A 16,029-nucleotide genomic window follows, 5' to 3' on the forward strand; every position below is an offset into this window, starting at 1 on the left:
CTATAGTAACAAGTAATAAGAGGGAGTCTCCACTGTGTAGGGTGTCTTTGAAAGGCGTGTTTCAGGTTTTGGTGGGGAGATTACAGGGTCATTTCTGTAATGCAAATTCTATTACTAAGACATGCCGAACGTGATTCTTGATACTTTCTTAATACAAATCCGTAAGTTTGCGTACATAAGCCCGGAGAATTGAATTTCTATCTGACATATGTACTCGTAGCAACCGCTTTATTCGCCTTTACAGCTTTATTCACATTATTCGCATTATATTCTGAACGAAAAATCTCTGCATTTATGCAGGATCGTCTGGGCCCAATGGAGGTAGGAAAATATGGTTCCTTACAGGCATTCGCCGATATTATAAAAATGTTGCAGAAAGAATTTATCATCCCTTCATCGGCTGATAAGATACTCTTCACCCTTGCACCAATCGTCATTTTTGTTTCGGTATATCTTGGATTTGCGGCTCTGCCCTGGGCGCCCGGACTTAGCCCGTCATCATTGAATCTCGGCTTGTTTTATATTTTCGCGATCTTGTCTATGGAAACCATAGGAATTTTGATGGCCGGATGGGGTTCAAATAATAAGTATGCACTGCTAGGAGCGATGAGATCAGTCGCTCAGATGGTATCTTACGAAATTCCTGCCGGGATCGCTCTCATCTCAGCGGTAATGATATCTCAAACATTTAATATGCAGGAAGTGAGTATAAAGCAGGGCATTCTCTCTGATGAATCTATTTTATTTCTAGGAGTGTGGGAGGTAAGTTCGATAGGGGGGCTGCTTGCATGGAATATATTTCAGGCGCCGCATTTGATCATCGCATATATTATTTACTTTATAGCCTCACTGGCTGAATGTAATCGTGCCCCTTTTGATATTCCAGAGGCGGAGTCTGAGCTTGTTGCCGGATTTCACGTTGAGTATTCCGGACTTCGCTTTGCATTTGTCTTCCTCGCAGAATATTCGATGATGTTCCTTGTCGGGATGATTGGGGTTATATTATTTTTGGGAGGATGGAATACATTCCTGCCTAATATCGGTTCTGTTAAACTTTCCACATGGACTACAGGCATGGGATGGGGGATATTCTGGGTGCTTATAAAGACATTGCTTGTTGTTGCCGTGCAGATCTGGATCAGATGGACACTGCCTCGCCTTAGAGTCGATCAATTAATGAGCTTTTGCTGGAAGGTCCTAACACCACTCGCTTTTTTATGTATGCTAATTTCCGGTATTTGGCGTCTCACAATGATGTAATATAAACTGATGAACGGAAAGCTTTTTAATGTCTTTAAAACAGTAAGGAGAGGTTTAGAACTAACCCTCGGACATTTTTTTGCTGCAACCGAAAGTCGTCAGGTAAGGTCCATCTCTGACAGTAATTACTTCGACCAGAAAAGTGGGACAACGACTATTCAATACCCGCATCAGAAACTGCCTTTGCCAGAGGTAGGACGATATCAGCTTGATGTGGAAATGGATGATTGCATAGTCTGCGATTTATGTGCTAAGATCTGCCCTGTCGATTGCATTGAGATAGAAAGTATAAAGGCCACGGAGGCAATAGGGAAAACGTCCGATGGAACAACAAAGCGTTTATATGCCGCCAAGTTTGATATCGATATGGCCAAATGCATGTATTGTGGACTTTGTACGGTCGTATGTCCGACAGAATGTATTATCATGACAGACACCTACGATCGCAGTACATTAACTTTAAATGAAATGGTTTATAAGTTTTCCGATATGACTGCTGCAGACGCTGAGGAAAAACGAATTGCACTTGAAAAACAAAATGCTGAACGTTTGGCGGCAAAACAAGCGGCATTACAACCTGATAGAACTAAAGAATGAGCGCCGAACAGCTAGCCTTTTACTTTTTTGCTTCCTTAACGTTAATATCCGCGTTGCTGGTGGTTTGTATGCAGAACCTGGTCAGGAGTATTTTTCTGTTTTTCGTAACGATATTTTCGCTCGCGGCGATGTTTGTTTTTGCCCTTGCAGATTTTATAGCAGTAACGGAAGTTGTCGTCTATGTCGGCGGTGTGCTGGTTCTTATGCTTTTTGCATTTATGTTATCTAATAAAGAGTTACTTAGCGGCTTGCAAAATATTGCAGGTGGTTTTAAGTTTACCCATTTGGCTGGACTCTTAATTTGTGGCGGTATGTTGTTCCTGCTTGTTTCAGCGATTTCCGCAGCTGATGTAGTTAACCTGTCTTGGATAAAAAACGGGCAGGCAATAAGCGAAAACGACAACACGATCCATCAAATTGGTATACATACCATGACCCGATATTTGCTGCCCTTTGAAGTAGTTTCTGTGTTTTTAATGATGGCCTTAATAGGCGCAGCGCACTTATCAAGAAGGGAGAGAAGATCATGATTCCATTGTCTCATTTTATGATCATCAGTGCTGCTTTGTTTTGTATAGGTTTATTTGCAGTGTTGACAAAAAGAAACGCGATTCAGATATTAATTGGTATAGAATTCATGATAAACGCTGCAATCCTGAACTTCGTTGCTGCCGGCAGATTTGACAGGGTCGCTGGAGGCGGCCAAATGTTTGCGTTATTTGCGATTGTGCTTGCAGCAGCTGGCGTAGCCGTCGCGCTAGCTATAATACTAAATGTCTATAAGCATTTCAGGACCATTAATCCTGACAAAATTGATACACTTAAAAATTGATGGATTTTTTAACGTTTTCAGCTAACACTTTATGCCTGCTTTCGTTAATAGCATTAGTTTTTCCATTTTCATCTTTTCTAGTAATCTTACAGCTGAAAAAATCTCAAGGAGCAACAATTTCGATATTTAACATCAGTGTTAGCCTGATTGCATCCCTACTTGTTTTCATAAATGTCTGGAATAGCACTACTCTGCAACAACAAGTTGAGTGGTTTCAGGTAGGGACGGTCAGTATTTCAGCTGGAATTTTACTGAATAATCTCTCCGTTCTGATGATGGTCCTCGTTTCGGCTATCTCGTTACTCGTACACATATATTCCATTTCCTATATGAAGGGAGATGAAAATATCTACAAATATTGGGCATACCTGGGATTATTCTGCTTTTCGATGATGGGCCTGGTAATATCCGACAGCTTGTTGTTGATCTATATGTTCTGGGAGCTTGTGGGTATGTCATCCTATTTGTTAATCGGTTTTTGGTTTACAAAAGATGCGGCGTCCCAGGCAGCTAAGAAGGCGTTTATCATGAACAGAATTGGGGATCTGGGGTTTTTGACGGGTCTAATGATAATTTATTCACAATTTGGAACCTTTGATATAGGTAGGTTATTTAATGTTGGTGGCCTTGTTGATTCAGCATCCATTATAAATGGATTTTGGATAAGTGAATCAGCGAGTGTACCCGTTATATGGCTTACTATTGCCGGACTTGCCTTTTTTATCGGTGCAATGACGAAATCTGCCCAATTCCCGCTCCACACATGGCTGCCAGACGCAATGCAAGGACCTACCTCTGTTTCCTCATTAATACATGCGGCAACAATGGTTGCGGCCGGAGTATTTTTGCTTGGGAGAGTTTATCCTCTTTTTGACAGTATAGCCCTAAATACGATAACAGTTGTAGGTGTATTTACTGCATTTATGGCTGCTACAATCGCCCTGACTCAAAACGACATCAAGCGTATTCTAGCATATTCAACCATATCGCAATTAGGATTTATGATTGCCGCAATGGGAATTGGTGCTTATGGCGAAAGTATTTTCCACCTGGCAACTCATGCCTTTTTTAAATGCTTGTTATTCCTGGCGGCAGGTTCTGTGATTCACCAGTTGCACCATTACAAAGAACACCATAGCTTGGAGTTTAATCATCAGGATATTCGGTTAATGGGCGGGTTAAGGAAACAAATGCCTATAGCCTTCATCACGATGTGCATTGCAGCCGCTGCGCTTGCCGGACTGCCTTTCACTTCCGGATTTTTATCCAAAGATGCCATTCTGATCACTTCATTTGAGTGGGCTGAGGGTTACCATGGATTCAAAAAATTAGTGCCATTTGTTTTGGTACTCACTAGTTGGCTTACGGTTTTTTATATAGGTCGGCTAATTTTCAAAGTTTTTTTCGGAAAATCCAACTACAAGGGTGTTAAAGATGCCCCCTGGCCGATGACGCGTATTCTTTTAATTTTGGCATTTTTCAGCCTTTTTCCACTATTTTCAGTAAACCCGCTATCATACGATAATTCATGGTTGCTGCAGGGTTTTGTCCCCGCCGGTGTCAAGCCCTTCGATATCTTCCATTTGCTAGTTCCAATTATCGTCACAGGGATAAGTGCCATAATTGTTTTAATCTCCTATAAGCTATATGGAGGAACTGCGACCAAGCAACTGCCAGAGAATGGTCTGCTATATCGTTTTTCTAACCGTGCCTGGTATTTGGATAGGGTCTATGATTTACTTTTTGTAAGGTCTATTACAGCTCTTTCAATTATCAGCCATAAATTTGACACTCTGATTGTTGATGGGCTGGTCAACTCATTGGCAGGCCTGGCTCGAATTATTTCAGATATCATTCATTGGTTCGACAGGCATGTTGTTGATGGCTTAGTGAATGGAATAGCCTCACTTGCCAGTAAGACCGGGGATTTTGCACGACAATTTCAGACTGGAAAACTTCAGCATTATTTAATTACCATGCTTACACTGGTGGTCACTTTTTTTATAATAACATACCTCATATGAATTCCATGATAATACTTGTCTGCAAAAACAATAGTTTAGGGGGATTGAAATGAACCATCTACTGTCTTTCCTGGTATTCTTGCCACTTGTTGCAGCTTTGGTGATAATCCTATTGCCCTCAGGATTTCGTGATCGCTTTAAACACATTGCGCTGGGTACGAGCCTCATTCAATTTTTCGTCAGTGTGTTTATTTACCTGAATTTCAATAATTCGGCAGCTTTTGCGGGTGTAAACAAGGAAAGTCAGTTTCAGTTTGTTGAGAAAATGGCATGGATCAGATTAGATTTAGGGTCAATTGGGAAGCTTGAGATCGATTACTTGTTAGGAATTGATGGGTTTTCGATGCCATTTCTTGTTCTTTCCTCATTGATTATGTTTGTCGCCACATTGGCATCCTGGGAGATCAAAGCCAATCTGAAAGCTTTTTTCGCACTACTTTTGTTATTAAATACAGCGGTCATGGGCGTGTTTTGCGCTCTGGATTTCTTTCTTTTCTACATTTTCTATGAGCTCATGCTCCTGCCTCTTTATTTCCTTATCGGAATGTGGGGTGGAGTTAGAAGAGAGTATGCGGCTATGAAGTTCTTCCTTTACACCCTGTTTGGCTCTGTTTTCATGTTGCTGGTCATAATAGGATTATACTTTTCCGTATTAAACCCCGCCACTGGAAATCATACCTTCAATATGATCTTAATGATGGATCCGGGAAGTTATCTTGGAAGCTCAGTATTTTCTAGTGTCGCGCCCCAAAGCTTGTTAGGTATTTCCGCAAGACTTTTAGGATTCATAGTTCTTTTTGTGGCCTTTGCTATTAAAGTACCTATTGTTCCTCTGCACACCTGGCTTCCTGATGCCCATGTAGAAGCACCAACTCCGGTATCAATTATCCTCGCAGGACTGCTTCTTAAGGTGGGAGGTTACGGGATTCTGCGCATCTGCTATAGCATTTTCCCCGATGCTGCAATCCAGTCGGCATGGTGGATTGGTCTTATAGGCGTTGTTTCCATTCTGTATGGAGCACTAAACGCTCTTGCTCAATCGGATTTGAAGCGACTTATAGCTTATTCTTCGGTATCCCATATGGGTTTTGTCTTATTAGGCATAGCATCAGGTACTGCTGAAGGCGTGAGCGGGGCTGTTCTTCAAATGATTAGTCATGGTGGCCTCTCGGCCATGCTATTCTTCCTGGTGGGAATGCTTTATAATCGTGTGCACGATAGGGAAATCGCCAATTTTAGGGGACTGGCATTAGTGATGCCGCAATATACCGCGTTTGTTGTGATTGCTTTTTTTGCTTCACTTGGATTACCGGGCTTCTCGGCATTTATGGCCGAAGCTTTTAGTTTGATCGGAGCGTTTACATCACAGGAAGTCAACGGCTTGCTGCCCAGATGGATGGCTATCTGCGGCTCAGTTGGAATTCTTTTGAGTGCTGCGTACTTTTTATGGACGTTGCAACGCATGTATTTTGGACAAACGCGCCTGAAAGGCGGTGATAAATGGTTGCAGCAATTGAAAGATGTAAATACCAACGAAAAATTTGCACTGGTTCCCCTGGCCATTTTGGCGGTATTGCTCGGGATATTTCCATCTTTGGTTTTTAGTAAAATGAACGCATCTGTCCTCGCATTCATTCAGTTGATTTCAGGATGATGAAGGATTTTATCCCCTACATATCCATTTCTTTAAATGAAACTATAAACAGTCTCTCATTTTTTTACCCTGAGTTTGCGCTTGGACTTGGATTTCTGTTAGTTATCCTTTCAGATTTATTTTTTGCTAAGAAATTCCCCCAGTTACCTGCTTTTGTTGCTCTTTTATCAACATTATTTGCTGGTGTTTTGAGTTTCAATATGCTTAAACAATCTCCGGTTCAGCTATTTGGGGGGATGATAGTTCAGGATCATCTTTCAACACTCTTCAAACTTATATTCTGCTTCATAAGTATCCTTTTTGTATTGTTTGTAAGGTATCATAAAGACCTTCAGTCCAGCAACAAAGGCACAGGTGACCTTTTTAGTATTTTAATGGCTGTTCAATTAGGATTAAATCTAATGGTCATGTCAGAAAACTTGCTGATGGTCTATCTTTCCTTGGAAATGGTTTCGGTTGGCTCATACCTAATGGTTGGTTATTTATCGAATAGCCCTAAACAAAGTGAGGCTGCTATGAAATATGCGCTGTTTGGTGCGGTTTGTTCGGCTTTTATGCTTTATGGGATGTCATTGATTTACAGTTTTAGCGGCAGCCTTGATTTGTTTTCAGCTCAATTTGTAAGTTTCTTAAGCACTACCCCGTTCTTTTCCTGGGGCCCCGCACTTATAATGATGCTCATTGGAGTCGCCTTCAAGCTTTCTCTTGTCCCTTTTCACTTTTGGGCACCAGATGTTTATCAGGGAGCGCCAACGCCCGTTACTGCATTTTTATCTACGGCACCTAAGATCGCCGGATTTGGTATTTTGATCAGACTTCTTGCCCCCTTCCAGCCACTGAGCTTATCCGGCATTGACAATTCTATGTTCAGTTTAACAGGTGTTTTGGCTGTAACTGCAATTGCGAGTATGATCGTTGGAAATTTTGGCGCAATCTGGCAGAATAATGTGAAGCGAATGTTGGCTTATTCATCTATCGGTCATACCGGGTTTATGCTTATGGGGCTTTTTATCTTTTCAGTCAGTGGTTTCAAAGCTATTGTATTCTATATGGTCATCTATTCTATCATGAATATGGCTGCCTTTATGATAGTTGATGAAGTTGAAGAAAAGACTGGGAAACAAGATATCGATGAATATAAAGGGCTTGGTAAATCATTCAGTCTACTAATGATTGCTATGGTAGTTGTCCTCGTTTCGCTAACCGGCCTGCCGCCAACTGCTGGTTTCACCGCGAAATTTCTGATATTTTCCGCGGCAATCGAAGCATATAATTCATCCGGATCAGGCTTGATCATGACGTTGATTATTGTTGGGGCATTAAGTACTGTTGTATCTCTCTTTTATTATTTCCGGATTCCCCTGAACGCTTTTTTACGAAAAAGTGATGACCCGATTATAGCGTTTAAAAATTCACCGAAAAGCTATATCAGTATGTTTTTAGTTTTCCTCCTTCTCTTTTTTATCATTTTCCCATCCGCGATTCTCGGTCATTTATAAGAAGGGGTTCGCTTTAATAATCACATTGTCAATTTGTTGAATCCCGCGAATTTTAAGCGATATTCCGAGGGATTTCATTGGCTTCTTAGGGATTAAATATCTACTTTTGCATACTCACAACCAAGTATGAGCGAGCAGATCAAACACGAGTGCGGAATCGCACTTATCCGCCTTTTAAAACCCCTATCTTATTATCAGAAAAAATACGGCACAGCTCTTTACGGGCTTAATAAGTTGTATTTGCTGATGGAAAAGCAGCATAACCGGGGGCAAGACGGTGCAGGCATAGCTACTATAAAACTGGATGTTCAGCCGGGTAAAAGATATATCAGCAGACACCGGGCGATGGGTGCGAATGCAGTTGCTGAGATTTTTGAATATGTTCAGAATAAGTTTGCAGAAGTTCAAAAGAATACTCCTGAGCTTTTGCAGGATACAGAATGGTTAAAGGAGAATATAAGCTTCACCGGGGAAGTATTAATGGGCCATCTTCGCTATGGTACCCACGGTAAGAATAGTATTGAGAGCTGTCATCCTTTTCTTCGGCAGAATAACTGGATGACGCGTAACCTCGTGATCAGCGGGAATTTCAATATGACCAATGTGGATGAACTTCTCGAGCAGCTTTTTGAGCTCGGACAGCACCCAAAAGAAAGGACAGATACGGTTACGGTCCTCGAAAAGATCGGACACTTTTTAGATACAGAAAACCAGGAGCTTTTCGATAAGTATAAAGCTGATGGATTTTCTAATGAAGCAATCAGTCACCAAATTGCAGAACACTTAGATGTAGCTTCCATTCTCCGCCGATCTGCCAAAACCTGGGACGGCGGGTATACAATAAGTGGGATTTTGGGGCACGGAGATGCATTTGTAATGCGTGATCCTGCCGGTATCAGGCCTGCATTCTACTATCATGATGATGAAATAGTTATTGTCACATCTGAACGTCCTGCGATACAGACAGCTTTCAACGTCCCACTGGAATCGGTGAAGGAGATCAAACCAGGTCATGCGCTTATTGTAAAGAAAAACGGAAGGGTAACGGAAGAGCAGTTTCGAGAGCCCGAAGTGCAAAAGTCTTGTTCATTTGAGCGAATTTATTTCTCACGAGGCAGCGATGCATCAGTTTACCGTGAAAGAAAGCAGCTTGGTCGTCTGCTTTGCCCTCAGATTCTTGGCGCAATCGATAATGATCTGAAGAACACAGTATTTTCCTTCATTCCTAATACTGCTGAAGTTGCTTTCTATGGAATGGTTGAAGGAATACACAAATATGTTAAACAGTACCAGCGTGACACGCTTCTCAACCGCGCTGATCGTATATCTGATAAAGAACTTGAAGAAGTTCTGAATATTGCCCCAAGAGTTGAAAAGATCGCTATAAAGGACGTGAAGTTAAGGACTTTTATAACACAGGATGCCGATCGCGGCGAAATGGTTGCTCATGTGTATGATACAACTTACGGCTTGATTAAAAGGGGTACAGATAACCTTGTTGTTCTTGACGATTCCATCGTACGCGGAACAACCTTGAAGCAAAGTATCTTGAAGATCCTTGACAGGCTGGGACCAAAGAAGGTAATTGTTGTTTCTTCTGCACCGCAGATCCGTTATCCGGATTGTTATGGTATTGATATGTCGAGAATGGGGGAGTTTGTGGCTTTTGAAGCTGCTATTTCGCTTTTGAGAGAGACGGGTAAGGAAGCTGTCATAGAAGAAGTTTATCAAAATTGTCTCGAATCACAAAAGCTCGGTAATAAGCAGGTTAAGAATTATGTTCAGCAGATTTATAATCAGTTTACCGATCAGCAGATATCAGACAGAATTGCCAAGATAATTACACCAAAGGAAATTCAAACTGAGGTTCAGGTTATCTATCAGACTCTTGACAATCTGCACAAAGCTATTCCTGATCATTTGGGCGACTGGTATTTCTCAGGTAATTACCCTACACCTGGAGGTAATAAGGTCGTCAACAAAGCATTCATGAACTGGATGGAAGGGAAAAATCAGAGGGCTTATTAATTTTAATTATTAAGCCGGACCTAGAATATGGTTTTGACTTAAATCAAAGAATGCCCCGTCAACAGATTGTACAACAATCTCACAGCAAAGATTAATATAAGGACCCCTGCAATCCTGTTCAGGTTTGAAATGGTCTTTTCCTTTATTTTATAGCGAAGTTTATTAGCATAATAAGCTTTAATAACATCTACGCTGAACTGGGTTACCAATATAGAACCGAAAAATGGAATTACCTCGGAAGTGTCAATCTTCCCAGAAATAGAAACAACCCCACTCGTAACACTCAACCAATAGAGCAGTATTGCCGGATTGAAGATGCACATCAGGAAGCCTTTCAGAAAGTAACCTGTATTATGGCGTTTTGAAGTTGTTTTTTCGTAGTTGACCTTAACTTTTTTGAACAGATAATAGATTCCTATCGCAAATAGAATAGTGCTTCCAGCAACCCCGATTTGTACCCTGTATGTGTTTTCCAGTGCTAGAAAAGAACTACCGTAAAGGGTTAGGGCCACATAAAATATGTCACTTACTACGACTCCGGCAGCAAGTGAAACACCAGCATAGAATCCTTTTTCAATACTTGTTTTAATCAGAGCGAAAAATACAGGACCGGTTAAAAACGACAGCACAAATCCTAATCCAATTCCTGATATAATTGATTCGATCATTACGAATTGTTAAATCCAATTTTGCGAATATGCGAATACTCTGCCTAATAACAATAGAAAAAAGGTTTAGGTTTCACCTGCGGCTCACCAATCGAAATAGGTGCATACATATCGAATCAGCTTATGGTATTCACTATCACTGTTTTACTATTTAGATCAGAGGAGTTCTACATCACAATACCGCCTTTACAGGTAACACACACCTAAAAGCTCTCAAAAAAATTCGTTCAGATGTCAGAAAATTAATTTATGTTAGGGTTACATTTTAAAAAACCTAATCTTTAAATGATGGAGAAAAGCTCACAAAGTAATTATGGATCCGCGTTATACACAATAATAACGGTGTTTTTTTTCTGGGGCTTCCTGGCTGCCAGCAATGGTATATTTATTCCTTTTTGTAAAACGCATTTTAACCTGACTCAGTTCGAATCACAGTTGATTGAGTATACCTTTTATGGAGGTTATTTTATCGGATCGTTAATTTTATTCTACGCATCGAAGATCACCAAGGTTGATATTATTAATAAACTTGGTTATAAGAATGCCATTGTTATAGGGCTTGTCATATCTGCCGCTGGGGCGCTTCTTATGATTCCGGCGGTTAATTCAGGCTCCTTTGCTTTCATTCTAACCGCATTTTTCTTTGTAGCTATTGGCTTTTCTCTGCAGCAAACTGCTGCCAATCCCTTTGTGATTGCTTTAGGTAGTCCCGTAACAGGCGCCGATCGCTTGAATCTCGCCGGTGGAGTAAATAACTTTGGAAGTATCCTCGGACCAATTGCTGTCAGTATAATTCTTTTTGGGAGCGCACATGCTGTGACGCCGAAGGAAGTTGAAATCACCTCGATTAATACTTTGTACTATGTGCTGGCAGGTCTCTTCCTTGCAGTAGCAGCATTCTTTGCGGTATCTAAATTGCCCAAGGTAACAAGCGACGAAAAAATTGAATCAAGTGACAAAACCAACCTGCCACTGGGAGTAATTTTTGTAGCCTTTGTTTTGGTATTGGCTGGTATACCTCTTTCTGAAATGACTGGTGTGAGTTTATCCTATTTCGTATATGCTGCATTGATTATTATTGTATTGACCCTTTTCTTAACCCTCGGAGCTGCTTCGAAAGATAAGTCTGGTTGGGGTGCTATGGGATATCCTCAGTTGATTTTGGGCATGATGGCCATTTTTACATATGTTGGTGTCGAGGTGACTATTCAAGGAAATATGGGTACCCTTTTGAAATTACCTGAGTTTGGTGGATATAACGATGCGACTATTGCGCCGTTTATTTCGATGTATTGGGGAAGTATGATGATTGGACGCTGGACAGGTGCTGTCAGTGCATTCAGGCTTTCAAAAAGCACAAAAAATATTCTAACTATCGTTGTACCATTCGTGGCCTTTGGGATTATATTGTTCGCAAACGACTGGAACGGAACAGATGTAAGCCAGTTTTACGTTTATGCGATTTGTGTTGCCATCCTCATCGCAGGTTTCTTTTATAGTCAGGAAAAACCTGCCAAAACGCTTTTGACGTTCGGTGTCCTTGGAGCAATTGCAATGATAATAGGTTTAATGACTACTGGTAAGATTGCAACATATGCGTTCCTTAGTGGTGGCCTTTGCTGTTCAATTATGTGGCCATGTATATTTGCCTTATCTATAGCAGGATTGGGGAAATACACTAGTCAGGGTTCAGCTTTCCTTATTATGATGATTCTTGGAGGCGCAATTATCCCGCCGGTACAGGGCTTACTTGCGGATGGAAGCGGTATTCACATCTCTTACATTGTACCTGTTATCTGTTTTGTTTACATCGTATATTTTGCAATCAAAGTTAGTTCGGAGCTGAAGAAGCAAGGGATTGACGTAAGCAAGCTGGATGCAGAAGCATCGCATTAATGATAGAAAAGCCAAGCTTCGACTTAATTTTTATGAAACTAGCCACCGACCTGGCCGCACGATCTCATTGCGTGAAGGCTCAGGTTGGTGCTGTTTTAACGAAAGACACCCGTATAATTTCTATCGGATATAATGGACCTCCAGCAGGAACGCATAACTGCGATGAAGAATGGCCGGAATCAGGATGTCCTAGGGACTCTAAGAATAGTTGTTCGTTGGCTCTTCATGCAGAAGAAAACGCAATACTCTATGCAGTAAAAAATGGAGCTACACTTGAGGGTTCGACGTTGTATCTTACCCTATCTCCTTGCCTCGCATGCGCCCGAATAATCTATTCATCAGGGGTTAAAAAGGTATGGTTCAAAGCTTCCTATGCTGAATATAAAGGTTTGCCTTCCGATGAAGGTGTTGATTTTCTGAACAGATTTGGCGTAGTGTGCCGCAAATATGACCACTAACGAGCTGCTTCAAATCAAATAACCCGCGACTTTTGACATCCAGCCTCCATTTAATTTCTTAAATTGCCCATCGTTTTTTTATAGTAAATAATGGGATATAAGAGCCTTGCAGAATGCGTTTCAGATCTTGAACGACACGGACACCTCATCCGGATAAAAGAAGAAGTCGACCCCCACCTGCAGGCAGCCGCCATTCATTTACGTGTTTATGAAAATCAAGGGCCTGCATTACTTTTTGAAAACCTGAAAGGCAGCAAATTTCCTGCTGTTTCCAATCTTTTCGGAACTTTAGAACGTTCCAAGTTTATGTTCAGAGATACACTGGACAAAATTAAAACACTCGTTGATCTGAAATCAGATCCAATCAAAGCCTTTAAAAACCCATTGAAATATGCGGGCGTTGGTCTTACCGCTGTATCAGCCCTTCCATGGAGATCAAATTTCAGGCCTCCTGTCAAATTCGGGAAAATACAAGTCAACGAACTCCCGCAAATCACACACTGGCCAATGGATGGCGGGCCTTTTGTGACAATGCCGCAGGTCTACACTGAAGATATTGATCATCCCGGAATTATGAATGCAAACCTCGGCATGTATCGAATCCAGCTAGGAGGTAATGATTACATAACGAATAAGGAAATTGGTCTACATTACCAGCTTCACCGTGGAATCGGTGTACACCAAACAAAGGCCAACGCAATTGGTCAACCCTTAAAAGTTAGCATTTTTATTGGAGGGCCGCCATCGCATCCACTTGCCGCAGTGATGCCTCTTCCTGAAGGGCTTTCTGAAATGACATTTGCCGGCGCATTAGGGAATAGACGATTTAGATATTTTTACGATGAGGATGGCTTTTGCATTTCCTCCGACGCTGACTTCGTAATTACTGGTACCGTTTCTCCGGGCGACAACAAAGATGAAGGTCCATTCGGTGACCATTTGGGTTACTACAGCTTAAAGCACCCGTTTCCGTTGATGAAGGTCAGAAATGTTTATCATAGGAAGAATCCAATTTGGTCGTTCACAGTAGTAGGCAGACCACCACAGGAAGATACCAGTTTCGGGGCTTTAATCCACGAAATTACGGGATCAGCGATTCCACGGGAAATACCGGGATTACATGAAGTGAATGCTGTTGATGCGGCAGGAGTACACCCCTTGTTGTTCGCTATTGGGAGCGAACGGTACACGCCCTATCTAACAGAGAAGAAACCGCAGGAACTTCTAACTCTCGCAAATCATATTCTGGGAAAAAGTCAGTTGAGTCTCGCAAAGTTTCTTTTTATTGCGAATAAAGGAGATAATCCTTCTCTTAGTACTAACGACATTGAGGGATTTCTGCAGCATATACTGGAAAGGGTCGACTTGACGCGGGATCTCCATTTTTATACAAAGACAACGATCGATACGCTTGATTACAGCGGTACGGATATCAATTCGGGATCAAAGATTGCGATTGCTGCTGCCGGCGATAAAAAACGTGAACTTTGGAGCGAATTGCCAGCAACCTTTTCTCTTCCCAGGCCATTTGATAAAAATAAACTTGTAATGCCCGGTGTTTTGGCAGTTGATGCACCGTCATATGGGGGGCCGGAAGAAACTGCCAAGCAAATCGATATTTTAAGTAGTTCTGTGGGTTTTAAAAGTTTGGATAGCATTCCGCTAATTGTTCTTTGTGACGATGCGGGATTCACCTCAGAGACTATCAATAATTTCGTATGGGTGACATTTACACGCAGCAATCCTTCTCATGATATTCACGGTATTAATTCTTTCACCGAAAATAAGCACTGGGGGTGCAGGGGGCCAATGATCATTGACGCACGAATCAAGCCTCATCATGCGCCTTTACTTATTAAAGATCCCAAAGTGGAGAAAAGTATAGATGAGCTGGCAAAGGTAGGAGGTTCCTTACACGGGATTATCTAATTGTTAAAAATCCGGATTGCTTTTACGAATCTTCCCTGATAATATTTATTTAATGGCGTTTTGGTTACTCCGTAAGCTTTGCCTGAAGTCGAATGAATAAATTCATGACCATTTTCGGCAGATGTTATGATTCCCATATGGCCAACAACACGTTTAGTACTGTCAGTTCCTGTAAATAGAATGATATCTCCTCTTTTCGCCTGCTTCAAGCTGATTTCACGCTCAACGGATGTAAATTCTACTGAAGACCTCGGTACAGCAATTTTGAAATGATTAAAGACAAAGGAAATGAACCCTGAGCAATCAAATCCTTTATTGGGGTCAATTGAACCATACAGGTAAGGAGTTCCAATAAGAGTCTCGGCATAATCGACGAGTTCATCAGGCTGCGTTTTACCAGGGTTTATGTATTGCACATCCAGCGAATCAGCATAATTCCACGCGGGAACTTCTTCAGGTTGTTCTGGGGTGGTATATTGTGCGGTATCACTTGTGTTGTGTACTGTAGAAGAGTCACCAATTTTGGTTTCTTTGGGAATATGATGCTTTTGTGCCCCGGAATTGCACCGTGAAATAGTTATAATTACGAATAAGCAAAAGAATAGTACCCTCATACATAGGGCAATGCAAATATGCGACCAGAAATGAACGCTTTAACACTCAGGAGCTTTGACCTTTGGATTGATCAATGTTGATTATTACGTCCAATTCCCCCGCTCTTTCATTTTTTCCATAATTTCAATAGATCGCTTGACGCGGCTATCTACAGATTTTGCCTGGTTGATATAATGAATTAAACCTCTCTTATGGCCATCGTTCAGCGCATCATAAGCCTTGCTGGCTACCTCATCCTGTTCAAGCACCTCGGCAAGTTCTTCCGGCAGGCCCAGGCCATTATGAGGGTCATGCCGAATTGCAATTGAAAAAGGCCGCTCCAGGGAAAGTTTATTTTTTTTGATGAGTTGTTGGCTGGCAATAATTACATGTCTCCCATGCCGGGGATTTAATGCACACGGGAACTCAGCACTGCCTTCTACAGAACAGAGTATTCTTGGCGCGCCTTTACCAGTTACAAACTGTTTTGCAATTTCATCGGGAACCACGATTAAATGATGAACCATTTTCTCGTCAAGAGGTTCTAAAACAACATTAAATGACACTCTTTCCATTAGCCTGACCTGTAG

Annotated in this window: 14 protein-coding genes; 11 read left to right on the top strand and 3 right to left on the bottom strand. The window is 41.5% G+C overall.

Features of this window, described 5'->3' with window-relative positions:
• Positions 1 to 189 precede the first annotated feature (189 nt).
• The 8 genes from nuoH to B5X60_RS00940 all read left to right on the top strand — a co-directional run bounded on the left by nuoH (position 190) and on the right by B5X60_RS00940 (position 9,894).
• Positions 190 to 1,260 carry an NADH-quinone oxidoreductase subunit NuoH gene (gene nuoH / locus B5X60_RS00905; protein WP_079700691.1) on the top strand — a complete coding sequence of 357 codons (1,071 nt, stop codon included), beginning with the start codon at positions 190 to 192 and terminating at the stop codon, positions 1,258 to 1,260.
• Positions 1,261 to 1,269: 9 nt separating this feature from the next.
• Complete coding sequence (locus B5X60_RS00910; protein WP_079700692.1) at positions 1,270 to 1,857, top strand: 4Fe-4S binding protein; 588 nt, start codon at positions 1,270 to 1,272, stop codon at positions 1,855 to 1,857.
• Positions 1,854 to 2,387: an NADH-quinone oxidoreductase subunit J family protein gene (locus tag B5X60_RS00915; RefSeq protein WP_079700693.1), complete on the top strand. Its 534-nt coding sequence runs from the start codon at positions 1,854 to 1,856 to the stop codon at positions 2,385 to 2,387. The genes B5X60_RS00910 and B5X60_RS00915 overlap by 4 nt, the downstream gene beginning before the upstream one ends.
• A complete protein-coding gene (nuoK, locus tag B5X60_RS00920; RefSeq protein ID WP_079700694.1) occupies positions 2,384 to 2,689 on the top strand; it encodes an NADH-quinone oxidoreductase subunit NuoK in 306 nt (101 codons plus the stop codon). The genes B5X60_RS00915 and nuoK overlap by 4 nt, the downstream gene beginning before the upstream one ends.
• On the top strand, positions 2,689 to 4,713 hold the full coding sequence (gene nuoL, locus B5X60_RS00925; RefSeq protein ID WP_079700695.1) for an NADH-quinone oxidoreductase subunit L: 2,025 nt from the start codon (positions 2,689 to 2,691) through the stop codon (positions 4,711 to 4,713). The genes nuoK and nuoL overlap by 1 nt, the downstream gene beginning before the upstream one ends.
• A gap of 49 nt (positions 4,714 to 4,762) precedes the next feature.
• Positions 4,763 to 6,367 carry a complex I subunit 4 family protein gene (locus B5X60_RS00930; RefSeq protein WP_079700696.1) on the top strand — a complete coding sequence of 535 codons (1,605 nt, stop codon included), beginning with the start codon at positions 4,763 to 4,765 and terminating at the stop codon, positions 6,365 to 6,367.
• A complete protein-coding gene (locus tag B5X60_RS00935) occupies positions 6,364 to 7,866 on the top strand; it encodes an NADH-quinone oxidoreductase subunit N (RefSeq protein WP_079700697.1) in 1,503 nt (500 codons plus the stop codon). The genes B5X60_RS00930 and B5X60_RS00935 overlap by 4 nt, the downstream gene beginning before the upstream one ends.
• Positions 7,867 to 7,992: 126 nt before the next feature.
• Entirely contained in the window at positions 7,993 to 9,894 is a 1,902-nt protein-coding gene (locus B5X60_RS00940; RefSeq protein ID WP_079700698.1) for an amidophosphoribosyltransferase, read from the top strand.
• Positions 9,895 to 9,932: 38 nt separating this feature from the next.
• On the opposite strand, the gene B5X60_RS00945 is transcribed toward B5X60_RS00940, so the two are convergent.
• Positions 9,933 to 10,562, bottom strand: a complete 630-nt coding sequence (locus B5X60_RS00945) for a LysE family translocator (RefSeq protein WP_079700699.1) — start codon at positions 10,560 to 10,562, stop codon at positions 9,933 to 9,935.
• A gap of 285 nt (positions 10,563 to 10,847) precedes the next feature.
• On the opposite strand from B5X60_RS00945, the gene B5X60_RS00950 reads away from it, so the two are divergent.
• The 3 genes from B5X60_RS00950 (at position 10,848) to B5X60_RS00960 (ending at position 14,845) form a co-directional block, all read left to right on the top strand.
• Complete coding sequence (locus tag B5X60_RS00950) at positions 10,848 to 12,458, top strand: MFS transporter (protein ID WP_245803435.1); 1,611 nt, start codon at positions 10,848 to 10,850, stop codon at positions 12,456 to 12,458.
• A gap of 32 nt (positions 12,459 to 12,490) precedes the next feature.
• The gene (locus tag B5X60_RS00955) at positions 12,491 to 12,916 is read left to right on the top strand and encodes a deoxycytidylate deaminase (protein ID WP_221406179.1); all 426 of its coding nucleotides are present in this window, start codon (positions 12,491 to 12,493) and stop codon (positions 12,914 to 12,916) included.
• 90 nt (positions 12,917 to 13,006) lie between these two features.
• Positions 13,007 to 14,845: a UbiD family decarboxylase gene (locus B5X60_RS00960; RefSeq protein ID WP_079700701.1), complete on the top strand. Its 1,839-nt coding sequence runs from the start codon at positions 13,007 to 13,009 to the stop codon at positions 14,843 to 14,845.
• On the opposite strand, the gene B5X60_RS00965 is transcribed toward B5X60_RS00960, so the two are convergent.
• Positions 14,842 to 15,459 (bottom strand): C40 family peptidase, encoded by a 618-nt coding sequence (locus B5X60_RS00965; RefSeq protein ID WP_079700702.1) that lies wholly within the window; start codon positions 15,457 to 15,459, stop codon positions 14,842 to 14,844. The two genes, B5X60_RS00960 and B5X60_RS00965, sit on opposite strands and share 4 nt — an antisense overlap.
• 84 nt (positions 15,460 to 15,543) lie before the next feature.
• Positions 15,544 to 16,014, bottom strand: a complete 471-nt coding sequence (locus B5X60_RS00970; protein WP_079700703.1) for a YdeI/OmpD-associated family protein — start codon at positions 16,012 to 16,014, stop codon at positions 15,544 to 15,546.
• Between the last annotated feature and the right edge of the window lie 15 nt (positions 16,015 to 16,029).

It is taken from the genome of Daejeonella lutea (assembly GCF_900168015.1).
GTDB classification, from domain to species: Bacteria; Bacteroidota; Bacteroidia; order Sphingobacteriales; family Sphingobacteriaceae; genus Daejeonella; species Daejeonella lutea.